Origin of the sequence: Lysobacter sp. TAB13, from assembly GCF_052113885.1 — a bacterium.
In the GTDB taxonomy this organism is placed as follows: domain Bacteria; phylum Pseudomonadota; class Gammaproteobacteria; order Xanthomonadales; family Xanthomonadaceae; genus Lysobacter; species Lysobacter gummosus.
Window position 1 is genome coordinate 69,992 of the sequence record NZ_JBFRDR010000012.1, and the last position, 15,134, is coordinate 85,125.

At 67.8% G+C, this 15,134-nt stretch carries 12 protein-coding genes; 4 read left to right on the forward strand and 8 right to left on the reverse strand.

Annotated features, from left to right (window positions below):
• Positions 1–48: 48 nt before the first annotated feature.
• Entirely contained in the window at positions 49–3,207 is a 3,159-nt protein-coding gene (locus tag AB4Y92_RS15470) for an efflux RND transporter permease subunit (protein WP_441820464.1), read from the reverse strand.
• A 134-nt stretch (positions 3,208–3,341) separates the two neighbouring features.
• Positions 3,342–4,505, reverse strand: coding sequence for an efflux RND transporter periplasmic adaptor subunit (locus AB4Y92_RS15475; protein ID WP_441820465.1), 1,164 nt, complete (start codon positions 4,503–4,505; stop codon positions 3,342–3,344).
• A 531-nt stretch (positions 4,506–5,036) separates the two neighbouring features.
• Between AB4Y92_RS15475 and AB4Y92_RS15480 the strand changes: the two genes are divergently transcribed.
• From AB4Y92_RS15480 to AB4Y92_RS15490, 3 genes are all read left to right on the forward strand, one after another.
• On the forward strand, positions 5,037–5,699 hold the full coding sequence (locus tag AB4Y92_RS15480) for a TetR/AcrR family transcriptional regulator (RefSeq protein WP_441820466.1): 663 nt from the start codon (positions 5,037–5,039) through the stop codon (positions 5,697–5,699).
• Positions 5,700–5,869: 170 nt separating this feature from the next.
• A complete protein-coding gene (locus AB4Y92_RS15485; RefSeq protein WP_441820556.1) occupies positions 5,870–6,535 on the forward strand; it encodes a protein-L-isoaspartate O-methyltransferase family protein in 666 nt (221 codons plus the stop codon).
• An 88-nt stretch (positions 6,536–6,623) separates the two neighbouring features.
• A complete protein-coding gene (locus AB4Y92_RS15490; RefSeq protein ID WP_441820467.1) occupies positions 6,624–8,042 on the forward strand; it encodes a TolC family outer membrane protein in 1,419 nt (472 codons plus the stop codon).
• A gap of 276 nt (positions 8,043–8,318) precedes the next feature.
• Here AB4Y92_RS15490 and waaA read toward each other — a convergent pair whose 3' ends face one another.
• Positions 8,319–9,617, reverse strand: a complete 1,299-nt coding sequence (gene waaA / locus AB4Y92_RS15495) for a lipid IV(A) 3-deoxy-D-manno-octulosonic acid transferase (RefSeq protein ID WP_057941670.1) — start codon at positions 9,615–9,617, stop codon at positions 8,319–8,321.
• 142 nt (positions 9,618–9,759) lie between these two features.
• On the opposite strand from waaA, the gene lpxL reads away from it, so the two are divergent.
• Entirely contained in the window at positions 9,760–10,686 is a 927-nt protein-coding gene (gene lpxL, locus AB4Y92_RS15500; protein WP_441820468.1) for an LpxL/LpxP family Kdo(2)-lipid IV(A) lauroyl/palmitoleoyl acyltransferase, read from the forward strand.
• 33 nt (positions 10,687–10,719) lie between these two features.
• Here lpxL and AB4Y92_RS15505 read toward each other — a convergent pair whose 3' ends face one another.
• The 5 genes from AB4Y92_RS15505 to AB4Y92_RS15525 all read right to left on the reverse strand — a co-directional run bounded on the left by AB4Y92_RS15505 (position 10,720) and on the right by AB4Y92_RS15525 (position 15,049).
• Positions 10,720–12,063, reverse strand: coding sequence for an O-antigen ligase family protein (locus AB4Y92_RS15505; protein WP_441820557.1), 1,344 nt, complete (start codon positions 12,061–12,063; stop codon positions 10,720–10,722).
• A 34-nt stretch (positions 12,064–12,097) separates the two neighbouring features.
• The gene (locus tag AB4Y92_RS15510; protein ID WP_441820469.1) at positions 12,098–13,240 is read right to left on the reverse strand and encodes a glycosyltransferase family 4 protein; all 1,143 of its coding nucleotides are present in this window, start codon (positions 13,238–13,240) and stop codon (positions 12,098–12,100) included.
• 10 nt (positions 13,241–13,250) lie between these two features.
• A complete protein-coding gene (locus AB4Y92_RS15515) occupies positions 13,251–13,454 on the reverse strand; it encodes a zinc-finger domain-containing protein (RefSeq protein WP_057941667.1) in 204 nt (67 codons plus the stop codon).
• Between the two features lie 265 nt (positions 13,455–13,719).
• On the reverse strand, positions 13,720–14,433 hold the full coding sequence (locus AB4Y92_RS15520) for a pirin family protein (RefSeq protein WP_441820470.1): 714 nt from the start codon (positions 14,431–14,433) through the stop codon (positions 13,720–13,722).
• 37 nt (positions 14,434–14,470) lie between these two features.
• Positions 14,471–15,049: a YceI family protein gene (locus AB4Y92_RS15525; RefSeq protein WP_441820471.1), complete on the reverse strand. Its 579-nt coding sequence runs from the start codon at positions 15,047–15,049 to the stop codon at positions 14,471–14,473.
• Positions 15,050–15,134: the final 85 nt, after the last annotated feature.

Genomic DNA, 15,134 nt, shown 5'->3' on the forward strand with positions numbered 1-15,134 from the left:
CCCTCACCCCAGCCCTCTCCCGCAAGCGGGAGAGGGAACAAAAACGCCTCAAGCCTCCGCCGGCACCTTGACCTTGAACCAAGCCGCATACAACGCCGGCAGGAACAACAAGGTCAGCGCCGTCGCCACCAGCAACCCGCCCATGATCGCCACCGCCATCGGCCCGAAAAACGCGCTGCGCGACAGCGGAATCATCGCCAGGATCGCCGCCAGCGCGGTCAGCACGATCGGGCGGAACCGCCGCACCGTCGCATCGACGATCGCTTTCCACGGCTCGTGCCCTTCGCCGCGATCCTGCTCGATCTGATCGACCAGGATCACCGAGTTGCGCATGATCATGCCCGCCAGCGCGATGGTGCCCAGCATGGCGACGAAGCCGAACGGCACCCGGAAGATCAGCAGGAACAAGGTCACGCCGATCAGGCCCAGCGGCGCGGTCAACAGCACCATGAAGCTGCGCGAGAAGCTGCGCAGCTGCAGCATCAGCAAGGTGAACACCGCGAACAGGAACAGCGGCACGCCGGCGTTGATCGACTTCTGCCCGCGCGCGGAGTCCTCGACGCTGCCGCCGACTTCGATCGAATAGCCGTAGGGCAGTTGCGAACGCAGGCCGTCGAGCGTCGGCGAAATCTGCGCCATCACCGAGGCCGGCTGGGTGCCGTCGTAGATGTCCGCGCGCACGGTGATGGTCGGCAGGCGGTCGCGATGCCAGATGATGCCTTCTTCGAAACCGTACTCCAGGGTCGCGATCTGGGTCAGCGGCACGCTGCGCCCGCTGCTGGTCGGCACCGCCAGATTGCCGAGCATGTCCAGCTGCACGCGTTCCTCTTGCGGGCCGCGCAACAGCATTTCGATCAGCTCGTTGCTTTCGCGATAGGTGCTGATGTGCGAGCCCGACAGCGAACTGGACAGGAACTGCGACAACTGCGCCGAGCTGATGCCCAGCGCGCGTGCGCGTTCCTGATCGACCTGCAGCCGCACGACTTTGCTCGGCTCATCCCAGTCCAGGTTGACGTTGGCCACGTGCTCATTGGCGCGGATTTTCTCGCGCACCTTGTAGGCGATCTTGCGCACCTCGTCGATATGCTCGCCCGAGACGCGGAACTGCACCGGATAACCGACCGGCGGGCCGTTCTCCAGGCGCGTCACGCGCAACTGCAGTTCGGGGAAACGCGGCACCACGTCCTTGATGATCCAGCTGCGCAGCGTTTCGCGCGCCTGCAAGTCCTTGGGCATCAGCACAAACTGGGCGAAGTTGGCCGCCGGCAGTTGCTGATCCAGCGGCAGATAGAAACGCGGCGAACCGGTGCCGACATAGGCCACGTAGTTGGCCAGATCCTTGCGCGTCTTGAGCAGGGCTTCAAGGCGCTGGGCCTGCTCGGTGGTCTGGCGCAGCGACGAGCCTTCGGCCAGTTCCAGATCGACCATCAGCTCCGGACGCACCGAGTCGGGGAAGAACTGCTGCGGCACGAAGCGGAACAGGAAGATCGAGCCGACGAAAGCGGCGACGGTGATGCCGATCACCAGCCAGCGCCGGCGCACGCACCAGGTCACCCAGCTGCGAAAACGCACATAGAACTTGGATTCGTACGGGTCGTGGGCATGGTCCACCGGATCCTTCGGCGCGATCACGCTCGACAGCAACGGGATGCGCTTGGCGAGATTGCTGCGCGCATCGTGCCAGCGCGCGGCCAGCGATCCGGGCTTGGGCGCGGCGGCGTGGCCGTGATCGGGCAGCAGCTTGTCGCCGAGGAAGGGGATGAACGCCACCGCCGCGATCCACGACACGCACAAGGCGATGGTCACCACCTGGAACAAGGAACGCGTGTATTCGCCGGTGCCCGACGCCGCGGTCGCGATCGGCAGGAAACCGGCCGCGGTGATCAAGGTGCCGGTGAGCATCGGGAAGGCGGTGCTGTCCCAGGCGAAGGCGGCCGCGCGCAGGCGGTCGAAGCCCTGCTCCATCTTGATCGCCATCATCTCCACGGCGATGATCGCGTCGTCCACCAACAATCCCAACGCCAGCACCAGCGCGCCCAGCGAAATCTTGTGCAGGCCGACGCCGAAGAAATCCATCACCGCGAAGGTCATCGCCAGCACGAGCGGAATCGAAAGCGCGACCACCAGACCCGTGCGCAGGCCCAGCGAGAAGAAACTCACCAGCAGCACGATCGCCACCGCTTCGGCCAACACGCGGACGAACTCGCCGACCGACTCTTCCACCGCCGCCGGCTGATCGGCGACCTTGCGCAGTTGCATGCCTGCCGGCAGGGTCTTCTGCAAGTTGGCGAATTCGCTTTCCAGGGTCTTGCCGAGCTTGAGGATGTCGCCGCCCTGTTTCATCGACACGCCGATGCCGATCGCGTCCTCGCCCATGAAGCGCATGCGCGGTTGCGGCGGATCGGAGAAGCCGCGTCGCACTTCGGCCACATCGCCCAGGCGGAAGGTGCGGTCGCCGACGCGGATCGGGAATTGCTTGATCTGATCGACCGAGGTGAACTGGCCGCCGACGCGGATCGGCACGCGGCTGGATGGGGTTTCGAAGAACCCGGCCGCGACCAGCGCGTTCTGCTGGTTCAACGCGTCCTGCACCGCCTGCGCCGGAATGCCGAGGGTGGAGAGCTTGACGTTGGACAGCTCGACCCAGATTTTTTCGTCCTGCACGCCGAACAATTCGATCTTGCCCACGTCCTGCTGGCTTTGCAGGGCGAGCTGGACGCGTTCGGCGTAGTCCTTGAGCACGGCGTAGTCGAAGCCGTCGCCGGTCAGCGCGTAGATGTTGCCGAAGGTGTCGCCGAATTCGTCGTTGAAGAACGGGCCGATGACATCGCTGGGCAAGGTCGGGCGGATGTCGCCGATCTTCTTGCGCACCTGATACCACAGCGGCTGGATCTCCTTGGAGCGCATCGAATCGCGCGCGGCGAAGATCACCTGCGATTCGCCGGCGCGCGAGTACGAGCGGATGAACTCGTACTCGCCGGTCTCCATGAGCTTCTTCTCGATCCGCTCGGTGACCTGGCGCGAGACTTCCTCCGCGGTCGCGCCCGGCCACAGCGTGCGCACCACCATCACCTTGAAGGTGAAGGCCGGATCTTCGCTGCGGCCCAGGCGCAGGTACGACATCGCGCCGGCCAGCGCGAGCACCAGCATCGCGTAGACGATCAGGCTGCGATGACGCAGAGCCCATTCGGAAAGGTTGAAGCGCATAGATAAACCCACTTCATTGTCCCCCTCTGCCGCGACGCGGCAGAGGGCAGGGGTGAGGGCACGAAAGCCTGAAAACGCCTAAAAAACCCGAAGCCGCCAACGCGCGCCGCCGCGACCGGCGGCACGCGGCGCGATCACTTCTCGACCGGATGGTTGTCGCGGTCCACCGCGAGCACTTTCTGACCGTCGCGCAACAGATGGCCGCCGGCGGATACGACCCAGTCGCTCGCGCTCAAGCCCTTGATCACCGGTACGCGCTCCTGGCCGAAGGGTCCGGTGACGATGGGTTTGAGCTTCACCGTGGCGCTGGCCAGATCGGCGACGAACACCGCGGTGCCGTTGCCGGTGCGCTGCACCGCGGCGAGCGGCACGCTCAGGCCGGAAGCGGCCGCATCGGGTTGATAGATGCGCGCGCTCTGGCCCAGTTCCAGCGTTCCGGCCGGGGCATCGACGCTGACCCGCGCGGCGTAAGTGCGCGAGGCCGGATCGGCCGCGGGCGAAACTTCGCGCACGCGCGCCGGCCAACGCTTGCCCGGGATCGACCACAGTTCCACCAGCACCTGCTGGCCCGGCTTGAAGGTCGCGATCGCGCCCTCGGGCACGGCGAAGGCGACTTCGCGCGCGCCGTCGGCGGCCAGCGCGAACACCTGCTGGCCCGCCGCGACCACCTGCCCGGCTTCGGCGCTGCGCGAGGCGATCACGCCTTCGGCCGGCGCGCGCAGTTGGGTGTAGGCCGATTGGTTGCGGGCGACGTCCAGATTGGCGCGCGCCGAATTGAGCTGGGCCTGCGCGGCCTTGGCCGCGGCGTCCTGCGCATCCATCGTCGAGCGGCTGACCAGTTGGTCCTTGCTCAGCTGCGCGAACCGCACCTGATCGGCGCGGGCGCGGGCGTATTCGGCCTCGGCCGCGGCGAACTGCGCCTGCGCGGCGCGGCTTTGCGCCTCCAGGTCGCCCGGATCGAGCACCGCCAGCACCTGCCCGGCGGCGACATGGGCGCCGACATCGACCTTGCGCTCGATCAGCTTGCCGGCGACCCGGAACGACAGCGGGCTTTCTTCGCGGGCGCGGACCTCGCCGGCGTAGGCCGAAACCGCGTTGACCGCGCCGGTCGGCCGGCTCACCAGCACCGGCCGCACCGCTTCGGCGGCCGGCTTGCCGTCGCCGCAGGCGGCCAGGGCCAGGCTCAGCGCCGCCGCCAGCACCGCCGCGCCGGCTGCGAAACCGCGGCGACGGCCGCCGGGCGGTGCCGGAGCGCCGTGCGAAACTGGGATGGAGGCGGAAAAAATCCGGCTGCGCATTGCAGATGGCCTCGTCGCGAATTAATGTACTTGGCGGTACTGTATAAATAACGAACCACGCAGTCCAGTATTGTTTCCTACCAAGTTCAACCCCCACCACCCCGCGTAGAACCCGCCCCCCCCGCTGCGCCAGCCCATCGAAACTGCGTAAAGAACACCCAACTGTGCCGCGCCAGCCCATCGAAGCCACGTAAAGCCCCTGCGCCAGCCCATCGAAATTGCGTAAAGAACACCCAACCGTGCCGCGTCAATCCATAGAAGCCGCGTAAACCCCCTGCGCCAGCCCATCGAAATTGCGCAGAGAACGCCCCACCTTGCCGCGTCAGCCCATCGAAGCCGCGCAAAGCCCCCCCACCTTGCCGCGCCACCCCATCGACTCCGCGTAAAAAACGCCCCACCCCGTCGCGCCAACCCATCGACACCACGCAAAAAACGCCCCACGCTGCCGCGCCAGCCCCATCGACGCAGCAAAGAACGCCCCGCCAGCCACCGCCCCCAAGTCCTACCGACCAGAGCCTCCACCCCCAATCCATGTCCACACCCCGCCCCACCCACCCCGCCGCGCCCCCCAAGCCCCCCGGCCCCGGCCGCCCCAAAGACCTGGGCAAGCGCAACGCCATCCTCGAAGCGGCCAAGCGGCTGTTCCTGAGCGATGGCTTCGACGGCGTGAGCATGGACCAGATCGCGACCGAGGCCGGCGTCTCCAAACTCACCGTTTACAGCCATTTCGGCGACAAAGAGACCTTGTTCGGCGCCGCGGTGAAGGCCTATTGCGAGCAGCACCTGCCCTCGCCGCTGTTCGAGGCGGCCCTGGCGACCCCGCTGCGCGAGCGCCTGATCGAGATCGCCACCGCCTTCTACGAGTTGATCAGCACGCCCGAGGCGATCCAGATCCACCGCCTGCTGTGCTCCCCGCAGATGGCCGACTCGCCGCTGTCGAAGATGTTCTGGGACGCCGGTCCGCAACGGCTGCACACCGAGTTCGCGGATTTGCTGCAACGCCGGGCCGAAACCGGCGAACTGGAGGTGCAGGACGCGTTGCGCGCCGCCAACCAGTTCTTCGCCCTGGTCAAGGGCGAGCCGCACGCGCTGCTGATGTTCGGCTGCGGCAGCACCGGCAAGAGCGAATTGAAGGCGCATATCGAGGCATCGGTAACGATGTTCCTGCGCGCCTATGCCCGCCGCGAGGCCTGACTTTGCCGGGTCTGGCAACGCGTCGGAATGAGCTAAGTAGGCACGGTGCCAGGAGTTCTGGTGACTTTCGGCACTAAGCCCGGTCGGTCCCGTGGTTAATTCTTTTTCTGCCGGGCAAGCGCGGTCCCGGTAGAATTCGCGGTTCCCGCGCACGATGAAGACCCCCCATGATTACGATCGATTACGCCAAGTCACGTGAACTGATGGTCGAACAACAAGTTCGGCCCTGGGACGTGCTCGACCCGCGCGTGCTCGATGTGCTGGCGCAATTGCCGCGCGAAGCCTTCGTGGCCGAAGCGCACCGCAACCTGGCCTATACCGACCTGTCGCTGCCGCTGGCGCATGGCGAATTCATGATGAAGCCGGTGATGGAAGGCCGGACCCTGCAATCGCTGGCGGTCGATCCGACCGACGACGTGCTGGAGATCGGCACCGGCAGCGGTTACCTCACCGCCTGCCTGGGCCGCCTGGCGCGCGAAGTGGTCAGCCTGGAAATCCATCCCGACCTGGCCGCGACCGCGCGCGAGCGCCTGGCCGCCCAGTCCGTCCTCAACGCCCAGGTCATCGAGGCCGACGCGCTGAACTACAGCACCGACCGCCGTTTCAACGCGATCTGCGTCACCGGCGCGGTGTCGCAGATTCCGCCGCAGTGGCTGCAGTGGCTGCAGCCGGGCGGCCGCCTGTTCGTGGTCCGCGGCCGTTCGCCGGCGATGGAAGGCGTGCTGTTGACCGGCGGCGAGCGCAACGAAGTCAACGCTTCGCGCATCCAGTCGTTGTTCGAAACCGATTTGCCGTATCTCCAAGGCGCCGCACCCGCGCCCGCCTTCGAGTTCTGACCGACCTGTCAGTTATCCGTCAGCCCTTCGTAAGAGCCCGCGTGCCAGCATGCGGGTTCTCAAAAACAAGCAAGTCCAAGGAAGCCGCATGATCCGCCGTCCGCTCGTTCTTGCCCTGGCTCTAACCCTGCTGCCGGCCGTCGCGTCGGCCGAGGACCTGTTGCAGACCTACGAGGCGGCGCGCTTGGGCGATCCGGTGCTGTCGCAGGCCGAATCCAGCCGGCTGGACACGCTGGAAAACCGCATCCAGGCGCGCGCGCAGTTGCTGCCGTCGCTGAGCGGCGAGGCCCGGCTGACCCGCAGCCGCACCTTCGGCAAGAGCAACGGCGCCAGCAGCGATCCCACCCAGCCCAGCCTGCCGTTCGGCACCAACATCGAAAGCAACAGCACGCAGCGCAACTACTCGCTCAACGCGAGCCAGATGATCTACAACCGCGCGGCGATCAAGGGCCTGCAGAGCCAGAACGCGCTCAGCGAGGCCAGCGACTTCACCCTGGAGTCGGCCAACCAGGAACTGATCACGCGCACCTCGCAGACCTACTTCAACGTGCTGGTCGCGCTGGAGAACCTGGCCGCGGCGGAAGCGGCGGAAGCCGCGCTGCAGAAGCAGTTCGACTACGCCTCCAAGCGTCTGGAAGTCGGCCTGGCGCCGATCACCGACGTGCACGAAGCGCGCGCTCAGTACGACGATGCGCGCGCACGCACCATCACCACGCGCAACACGGTCGAAGACGCCTATCAGGCGCTGAGCCAGATCACCGGCCAGCCGGTGCGTTCGCTCAAGGCGCTGCCGGCGGACTTCAAGCCGGCCCTGCCGGAAGCGCAGAACATGGACACCTGGGTCAACAACGCGATCCAGAACAATCCCTCGCTGCGCGCGCAGGAACTGGCGGTGCGTTCGGCCGAGATCAACGTGGAAACCGCGCGCGCCGGGCATTGGCCGACCCTGAGCCTGGGCGCCAGCTACGGCGACAGCGCGACCTGGGGCGACACCACCGCCCGGGGCATCACCGAAGACAATCGCAGCAGCGGCAGCCGCGGCCCGAGCGTCGGCCTGACCTTGTCGGTGCCGCTGTACTCCGGCGGCGCGGTGCAGTCGGGCGTGCGTCAGGCGCTGGCCCGCCGCGACTCCGCGCAGGACGAGCTGGAACGGCAGAAGCGTTTGCTGGTGCGCAGCACCCGCAACGCGTATCAGGTTCTGGTCGCCGGCATCAGCGAAGTCGAAGCGCGCCGCTTGGCCGTGGTTTCGGCGCAGGCCGCGTACGACGCTTCGCAGGTCGGCCTGGAAGTCGGCACCCGCACCGTGCTGGACGTGTTGAACAACCAGCGCACCTTGCTGCAGGCGCAGCAGGCGTATGCGCAGTCCAAGTACAACTTCCTGCAGAACCGTCTGCTGCTGGAGCAGTCGGCCGGTTCGCTGGACGTGGCCGATGTGCAGGACATAAACCGTCTGCTGACCGCCGACGCCGCGACCAATCTGGCGCCGCCGCCGGCTACGGTGCAGTGATCGCGTAGCGGCAGGCGCGAGTTGCGAGAAAAAAACCGCCGGCTTGTCCGGCGGTTTTTCTTTGTATGGGCGGTGGTGCTGCGGGCCCCGCCCCACCCCCGCTGCTTCCCCTTGAACGCGCACCACCGCTGTTCCCCCCTTTAAAAAAGGGGGGCAGGGGGGATTTGCTTTTGGCGCTTTAGCGAAACAGCAACAGCAACAGCAACAGCGAATCCCCCCTGCCCCCCTTTTTCAAAGGGGGGAACAGCAGGGACTTCATGCAGGCGTTCGTTGTTGCTACAACTCCCGAGCCGGCAACGACGGCTGCAACAACGCCATCGTCCGCGCCAACGCGCCGCGGCCCAGTTCGACCAGCGCCCGGCCGGCGTCGATCATCTGCGCGCGCTCGATCGGATCGGCGAGCAAGCGCTCGACCGCCGCCTCCACCGCGTCGGCGTCCTGGCCGATGCGCAAGGCGCCGGCGTCTTCCAGCCGCTGCGCGATCTCGACGAAGTTGTGCAGATGCGGCCCGGTGACGATAGGCGTGCCCGTCGCCGCCGGTTCCAGCAGGTTATGCCCGCCGATCGCCTGCAAGCTGCCACCGACGAAAGCGACATCGGCGCAGGCGTAGAAACTCATCAACTCGCCCAGCGTGTCGATCACGAACACATCGTCGCCCGGCTGCGGCCAGCGCGCGCGCGAACGCGTGGACACCTGCCAGCCGGCGCTGCGCGCGTTCTCGGCCACCACCCGGAAACGCTCGGGATGGCGCGGCGCCCACAGCAGCAGCAGGCCGGGGAAACGCTCGCGCAGGCGCCGGTGCATGGCCACGGTCGCGGCTTCTTCGTCCTCGTGCGTGCTCGCCGCGATCCACACCGGCCGCTCGCCGGTATGCCGGTGGCATTCCAGGGCGAACTCCTCCAGCGCATCGGGCACGCTGACGTCGAACTTCAGATTGCCGGTCTGGATCACCTGCTCCGGGCTGGCGCCGAGCTGGATGAAACGCTCGCCGTCGGCGCGCGACTGCGCCGCGACCGCGCGCACCGTGCGCAGCGCGCGGCTCACCAGCGGCGCCAGCGCGCGGTAACCGCGCAGCGAGCGCTCCGACAGCCGCGCGTTGAGGATGTAGGCCGGAATGCCGCGATCGCGGCAGCCGAACAACAGGTTCGGCCACAGCTCGGTTTCCATGATCAGCGCCGCGCACGGCTTGTGATGACGCAGGAAGCGGCCGACCGCGCCGGGCAGATCGTAGGGCAGATAGACGTGCTCGACCGAATCGCCCCAGGCCGAGCGCGCGCGATCCGAACCCGTCGGGGTGATCGTGGTGACCAGCAGGCGCAGGTCCGGACGGCCGCGGCGCAAGGCGTTGACCAGCGGAATGGCGGCGTTGACCTCACCGACCGAGACCGCGTGCAGCCACAAGGTGCGCGTCTGCGCCGGGCCGCGGTAGATCGCGTAGCGCTCCAGCCAGCGCTGGAAGTACGCCGGCTGGCGAAAACCGCGCCATATCAGGTGATACACCGTGACCGGCGCCAACAGATACAGCGCGACCGAATACAGGCCGCGCAACAGGCGCTCGATCAAATCCTTCCGCATGCGGTAAGGATAAGGGCTGTGGCGGTGATTCGCAGGTGGAGACGGTGTGGAACGAGACCGGAACACCGATGCCATGCCGATCCATGTCCCTTTCGCTCCCGCCCGCGCGGCCATTCACGCGCTCACCGCATAAACTATCGGCATGGCCGAACCCGCCCTGCCTCCGCGTCCTTCCCTGCTGTCGCCGCGCCTGTGGCCGATGTGGCTGGCGCTGGCCGGCATGTGCGCCGGCGCGCGCCTGCCGTGGGCGCTGCAGCGCCTGATCGGCGGCTGGATCGGCGCCTTCGCGCTGCGCGCGGCGAGCGAGCGCCGGCGCGCGGCGCGGATCAACCTGAAGCTGTGCTTCCCGGAAAAGACCGAGGCCGAGCGAGAGCAACTGCTGCGCGAGAGCTTCCGCGACCTGGGCGTGGGCTTCTTCGAATTCGCCCGCGCCTGGTGGGGCGAGGTCGCGCCGATGCGGCGCACAGTGCGGATCGAGGGCCTGGAGCTGCTGGACGAGGTGCGCGCGGCCGGGCGCGGCGTGCTGATGATCTCCGGCCATTTCATGACCCTGGAGATGTGCGGCCGGCTGATGTGCGACCACCTGCCGCTGGCCGGCATGTACCGCAAGCACCGCAATCCGGTGATGGAATGGGCGGTCAAGCGCGGCCGCCTGCGCTATGCCGCGGCGATGTTCACCAACGAGGAAATCCGCCCGGCGATGCGCCACCTCAAGCAGGGCGGGTTCCTGTGGTACGCGCCCGATCAGGATATGCGCGGCAAGGACACCGTGTTCGCGCCGTTCTTCGGCGTGCCGGCGGCGACGATCACCGCCACGCATCAGTTTGCGCGGCTCAGCGGCTGCGCGGTGGTGCCGTTCTTCCATCGTCGCGAAGGTGCCGACTACATCCTGCGCGTGGGCGCGCCGCTGCCGAAGTTCCCGTCCAGCGATGCCACCCACGACAGCACCCGCGTCAATGCGCAAATCGAGAGCATGGTGCGGCAGGCGCCGAGCCAGTACCTGTGGATCCACCGCCGCTTCAAGCGCCGCCCGCCGGGGATGGTCTCGCCGTACAAGCGGCAGTCCTGAGGTGCGGCGCGACCGCGGTCGCGGGTTCCGCGCCTATCGACTGTCGACCCGGGTTCCGTCCAGCGGCGGCTGCGCCAGCAAACTGCCGGCATACAAGGCCGCGAGCAGCAACGTCAGCCCGCCCCAGAAGGTCGAATAAAAGGCCAGGTGGGTGTTGAACGGAAACACCGTCACCAGCAAGGCCAGCATCGCCGGCCGCGCGCGTTCGCGCGCCGCGCCGTCGGCGAAGGTCCACGCGCGCCAGGCCAGGGCCGCGCCGGCCAGCCACATCAGCAGGCCGAACGCGCCGGTTTCGCTGAGCACTTCCAGTATCAGCTGATGCGCGTGCAAGGCCGGGCCGTAGCCCCAGGACGTGACCACGCCCGGCTGCGGATCGCAGGCCGGGAAGGCTTCGCGGAAACCGCGCGCGCCCACGCCGTTGATGGGATGTTCGGCGACCATGCACAGCGCCGCGCGCCAGATCCGCGTGCGTCCCGACAGCGCGGTATCCACGCCGATCAAATCGGTGCTGACGATATGCGAGGTGCGCTGCAGGCGGTCGTGCACCTGGGTCGAGGTGAAGTTCAGCACCACCAGCGCCAGCAGGCCCGAGGCGAACAAGGCCGCCAACCGCTTCCAGCCCAGCAGACGCCAGCCCGACAGCAGCAGCACCAGGGCGAAGGTGATCCACGATGCGCGCGAACCGGCCAGCACCACCACGATCCCGACCGCCGCGCTCGCCGCCAGCCAGCCGCCCACGCCGTAACGGCGCGCGGCCGCGTACAGCACGAACGGCGAGAAGCTCGCGATCACCTGGCCGAGCTTGAGATTGCACGGCCCCAGGATGCCGCCGAGCCGGTCGACGCTGGCGATTTCGGCCTCGCTGCAGGTGGCATGGCCGTTGATCGCATGCTTGAGCGCATCGATCAGGAAGAACAGCGGACTGGTGCCGCTGATGCCTTGCAGCAGCGCGTCGGCGGTCCAGATCGAGATGATGATCGCCAGCCCGCCGAAGGTGGTGCGCCGTCCTTCCTTCGACGCGACCGCGGCCGCGACCAGCCACAGGAACGGCAGATAGCGCAGGTCCACCGCGGCCTCGCGCAAGGCGCGGCCGGGATCGACCGCGTCGATCGCCGAGATCAGTTCGGGCAGCCAGTAGGCGGCGAACAGCACGCTGGTCAGCGCCCAGGCCGGATCGCTGAGCAGGCGCGCGCCGGTGTTGAAGCGCGCCAGCACCAGCTTCACCAGCATGGTGATCGCGCCCAGGCTCAGCGCGGTCTCGGCGATGCCCGGCGCGAACAGCAAGGCGACGTAGGCCAGCACCCACACCGGCGCCCAGCGCCAGCCGACGATCGCCGGCGGTAGCTCCGGCGGCGCGTGCGCGGCAGACGGCGGCAGACCGATCGGCCCGGCGGCGGCCGGGCCGGCGGGGTCAGTGGGCGTCGATGAGTTCGGCATAGACGGCAAGCGTGGCCTCCTGCATCGCCCGCAGGGAAAACGCCATCGTATCCACTGCCGCGGGCGCTTGCGTTAGCAATTCGCAAGCCGCGCTTTGCGCAGCCTGCGCATCGAAGGGCTCGACCGCGCCGCGCGGCTGCAGCTGCGCCAGCAGTTCGCCGACGCCGCCGTGATTCCAGCCCAGCACCGGCCGCCCGCAGGCCAGCGCTTCGACCACGGTGCGGCCGAAAGCCTCGGGTTTGCGCGACAGCTGCAGGACCAGATCGCTGGCGGCGTAGGCGCGCGCGATCGCGTCGGTCGGCTCGGTGAAAGCCACCGCGTCGGCGACGCCGAGTTGTTGCGCGAGTTGTTCCATTTCGCCGATGTACGCCTCGCGTCCGCTTTCGCGCGCGCCCGGCAGCCACAGCCGCGCATCGCGGCCGTCGGCGCGCAGGTCGGCCAACAGTTGCAAGCCGTCGGCATGGCCTTTCAGGCGCGTGCCGCGGCCGGGCAGCAGCAGCAGCGGGCCCTCGCCGGCCAGCGCCGGGTGCTGCGCCGCCGCCCACGCGCGCGCGTCGCGATCGGGCCACGGCGCGCGCGGAAACGCCTGCGTGTCGATGCCGCGCGGGATGATCCGCAGTTTGTCCGGCTCGGTGTCGGGATAGTGTTGGAGCACGTAGTCGCGCACGGTGCGCGAGACGCAGATCACGCGTTCGCCGCGGGTCATCACCGCGCTGTAGCGCGAAGGCGAATTCAGGCCGTGCACGGTGGTGACCAGGCGCGGCCGCGCCTGTTCGCTCATGCCGCGCCAGGCCAGCAGGCCGATCCAGGCCGGCAGGCGCGAACGCGCATGGACCAGATCGACGTTCAAGTCGGTCCACAGCCGGCGCAGCTTGAACGCGTGCAGCAAGGTGGACGGCGACTTGCGTCCGACCGGCAATTCGATGTGTTCCGCGCCGCTGGCCAGCAGCTTGGGCACCAGCCGGCCGCCGGCCGAGACCACGATCGCGCGATGGCCGGCGCGCACCAGCGCGTCGGCGACTTCCAGGGTGGAACGTTCGACGCCGCCCGATTCCAGCGCCGGCAGCAACTGCATGACCGTCAGCCGGCGGGTGTTCGTCGGCTCCGGCGATGACATGGCGTGCGCGTCAGGCGTCGATCAGGGTGAAGTGCGCGCCGCAGTACGGGCACAGGCATTCGCGCTCGGCCTCGATCGGCAGGTACACGCGCGGGTGCGAGTTCCACAGCGCCATCGACGGCAGCGGGCAGCTCAGCGGCAGATCAGCGAGGGTGACGGTGTAGCGCTGGTCGGCGTTGGCCTGGGTGGGATGGGCGTTGGCTGCGGTGGTCATGGGGGACGACGGGTGGCGACGCGGGCGGGCAGTTTAACAGCGCGCGGGGGTGGGTCGGGTGTAGGGGGAGAGGCCGATGTGTCGGATTTGGGCAGGTGGAGCAAGAGCGAATCCCCCCTGCCCCCCTTTTTCAAAGGGGGGAACGGCAAAGGCAGGAACGGGGGAGTAGGTACCTGGCTGCGCCCGTCATCGAGGCAGCACCCCACCAACACCGCGGCTGTTCCCCCCTTTGAAAAAGGGGGGCAGGGGGGATTCGCTCTTGCTGTCAGCCCGCAGCCGGCAAATCGAACCAAAGCACATCGGCCGCCGAATCACCCAGCCCGGTCAAGACCAGCGGCGCCGATTCCTCCACGAACCCCAGCGCATCGCCGGCGTCCAGCACCTGCCCGTTGGCGTCGATACGCCCTTGCGCCACCTGCAGCCAATACATCCGCCGCGAATCCAGCGAACGCTCCACCCGCGTGCCCTTGCCCAGCGCCAGCGAATGCAAGGTGAGGTCCTGCCGGATCGGCACGCCGCCATGAACCCCGTCGCGCGAAGCGCGCAGCACGAACTCGCCGTCGCCGCCCTCGACCGCCGCCGGCTGCGCATACGCCGGCTGCGCGTTGAGCCGGTCGGGCTGCACCCAGATCTGCAGGAAATGCACCGGCTCGCTCGCCGATGCGTTGAATTCGCTGTGCTCCACGCCGTGGCCGGCGCTCATCCACTGCAACTCGCCGCGGCCGATGGTGCCGCCACCGCCGCTGCTGTCGCGGTGCGCCAGCGCGCCGCTGAGCACGTAGCTCAGGATTTCCATGTTGGCATGGCGATGCGGGGCGAAGCCCGCGCCGGGATCGACGCGGTCTTCGTTGATCACGCGCAGGCAACCGAAGCCCATCCAGCCCGGATCGTAATAACCGCCGAAGGAAAACGTGTGGCGGCTGTCGAGCCAACCGGCCTGGACGCGGCCGCGGGCGGTGGAGGGGCGTTGGATGATCATGCGCGCGACAGTTTACCGATCAAACCGATCGCGCGGCTCAGGGCTTGGGCACGATCGCTTCGGTGGTGATGTGGATCTTGATCTCGTCGCTGACGTTGGGCACGTACTTGGCGATGCCGAAATCGCTGCGCTTGAGCGTGGTGCTGGCGTCGAAACCGGCCGCGGCGCGCTTGGCCATCGGCTGCTCGCCGATCTTGTTGATGTTCACCTCCAGCACCGCCGGCTTGGTCACGCCGTGCACGGTCAGATCGCCGGTGACCTTCAGCTTCTTGTCGCCGGCCGCTTCGACCTTGGTGCTCTTGAAGGTGATGGTCGGGAACTTGGCGGCGTCGAAGAAATCCGCGCTCTTGAGGTGCTCGTCGAAATCGCCCACGTGCGAATCCAGGCCGTCCAGCGGAATGGTCACTTCGACCTTGGACGCGGCCGGCTTGGCCGGATCATAGGTGATGGTGCCGTCCACCTTGCCGAAATGCGCGATCGGGTTGGAGAAGCCGAAGTGGCTCCAACTGGCGACCACGTCGGTGTGGTTCGGGTCGATCTTGTAGGTCACGGCGGCGGCGCTGGCGGTGCCGGCGAAAGCCAGGCCCAGGGCGGCGGCGAGCAGGATGCGCTTCATGGTGGAGCTCCTCGAAAAGGGAATCAACGGTTGGATCGCGGGTTCTTGCTTGGAGTTCGTGCTTGGAATAATGCGAAACCACTAT

What these genes read in the sequence shown, in the direction of transcription:
- waaA (WP_057941670.1), bottom strand. Translation starts at nt 9,617, where the DNA reads ATGCGGAAGGATTTGATCGAGCGCCTGTTGCGCGGCCTGTATTCGGTC.
- AB4Y92_RS15480 (WP_441820466.1), top strand. Translation starts at nt 5,037, where the DNA reads ATGTCCACACCCCGCCCCACCCACCCCGCCGCGCCCCCCAAGCCCCCC.
- AB4Y92_RS15520 (WP_441820470.1), bottom strand. Translation starts at nt 14,433, where the DNA reads ATGATCATCCAACGCCCCTCCACCGCCCGCGGCCGCGTCCAGGCCGGT.
- lpxL (WP_441820468.1), top strand. Translation starts at nt 9,760, where the DNA reads ATGGCCGAACCCGCCCTGCCTCCGCGTCCTTCCCTGCTGTCGCCGCGC.
- AB4Y92_RS15510 (WP_441820469.1), bottom strand. Translation starts at nt 13,240, where the DNA reads ATGTCATCGCCGGAGCCGACGAACACCCGCCGGCTGACGGTCATGCAG.
- AB4Y92_RS15490 (WP_441820467.1), top strand. Translation starts at nt 6,624, where the DNA reads ATGATCCGCCGTCCGCTCGTTCTTGCCCTGGCTCTAACCCTGCTGCCG.
- AB4Y92_RS15475 (WP_441820465.1), bottom strand. Translation starts at nt 4,505, where the DNA reads ATGCGCAGCCGGATTTTTTCCGCCTCCATCCCAGTTTCGCACGGCGCT.
- AB4Y92_RS15470 (WP_441820464.1), bottom strand. Translation starts at nt 3,207, where the DNA reads ATGCGCTTCAACCTTTCCGAATGGGCTCTGCGTCATCGCAGCCTGATC.
- AB4Y92_RS15525 (WP_441820471.1), bottom strand. Translation starts at nt 15,049, where the DNA reads ATGAAGCGCATCCTGCTCGCCGCCGCCCTGGGCCTGGCTTTCGCCGGC.
- AB4Y92_RS15515 (WP_057941667.1), bottom strand. Translation starts at nt 13,454, where the DNA reads ATGACCACCGCAGCCAACGCCCATCCCACCCAGGCCAACGCCGACCAG.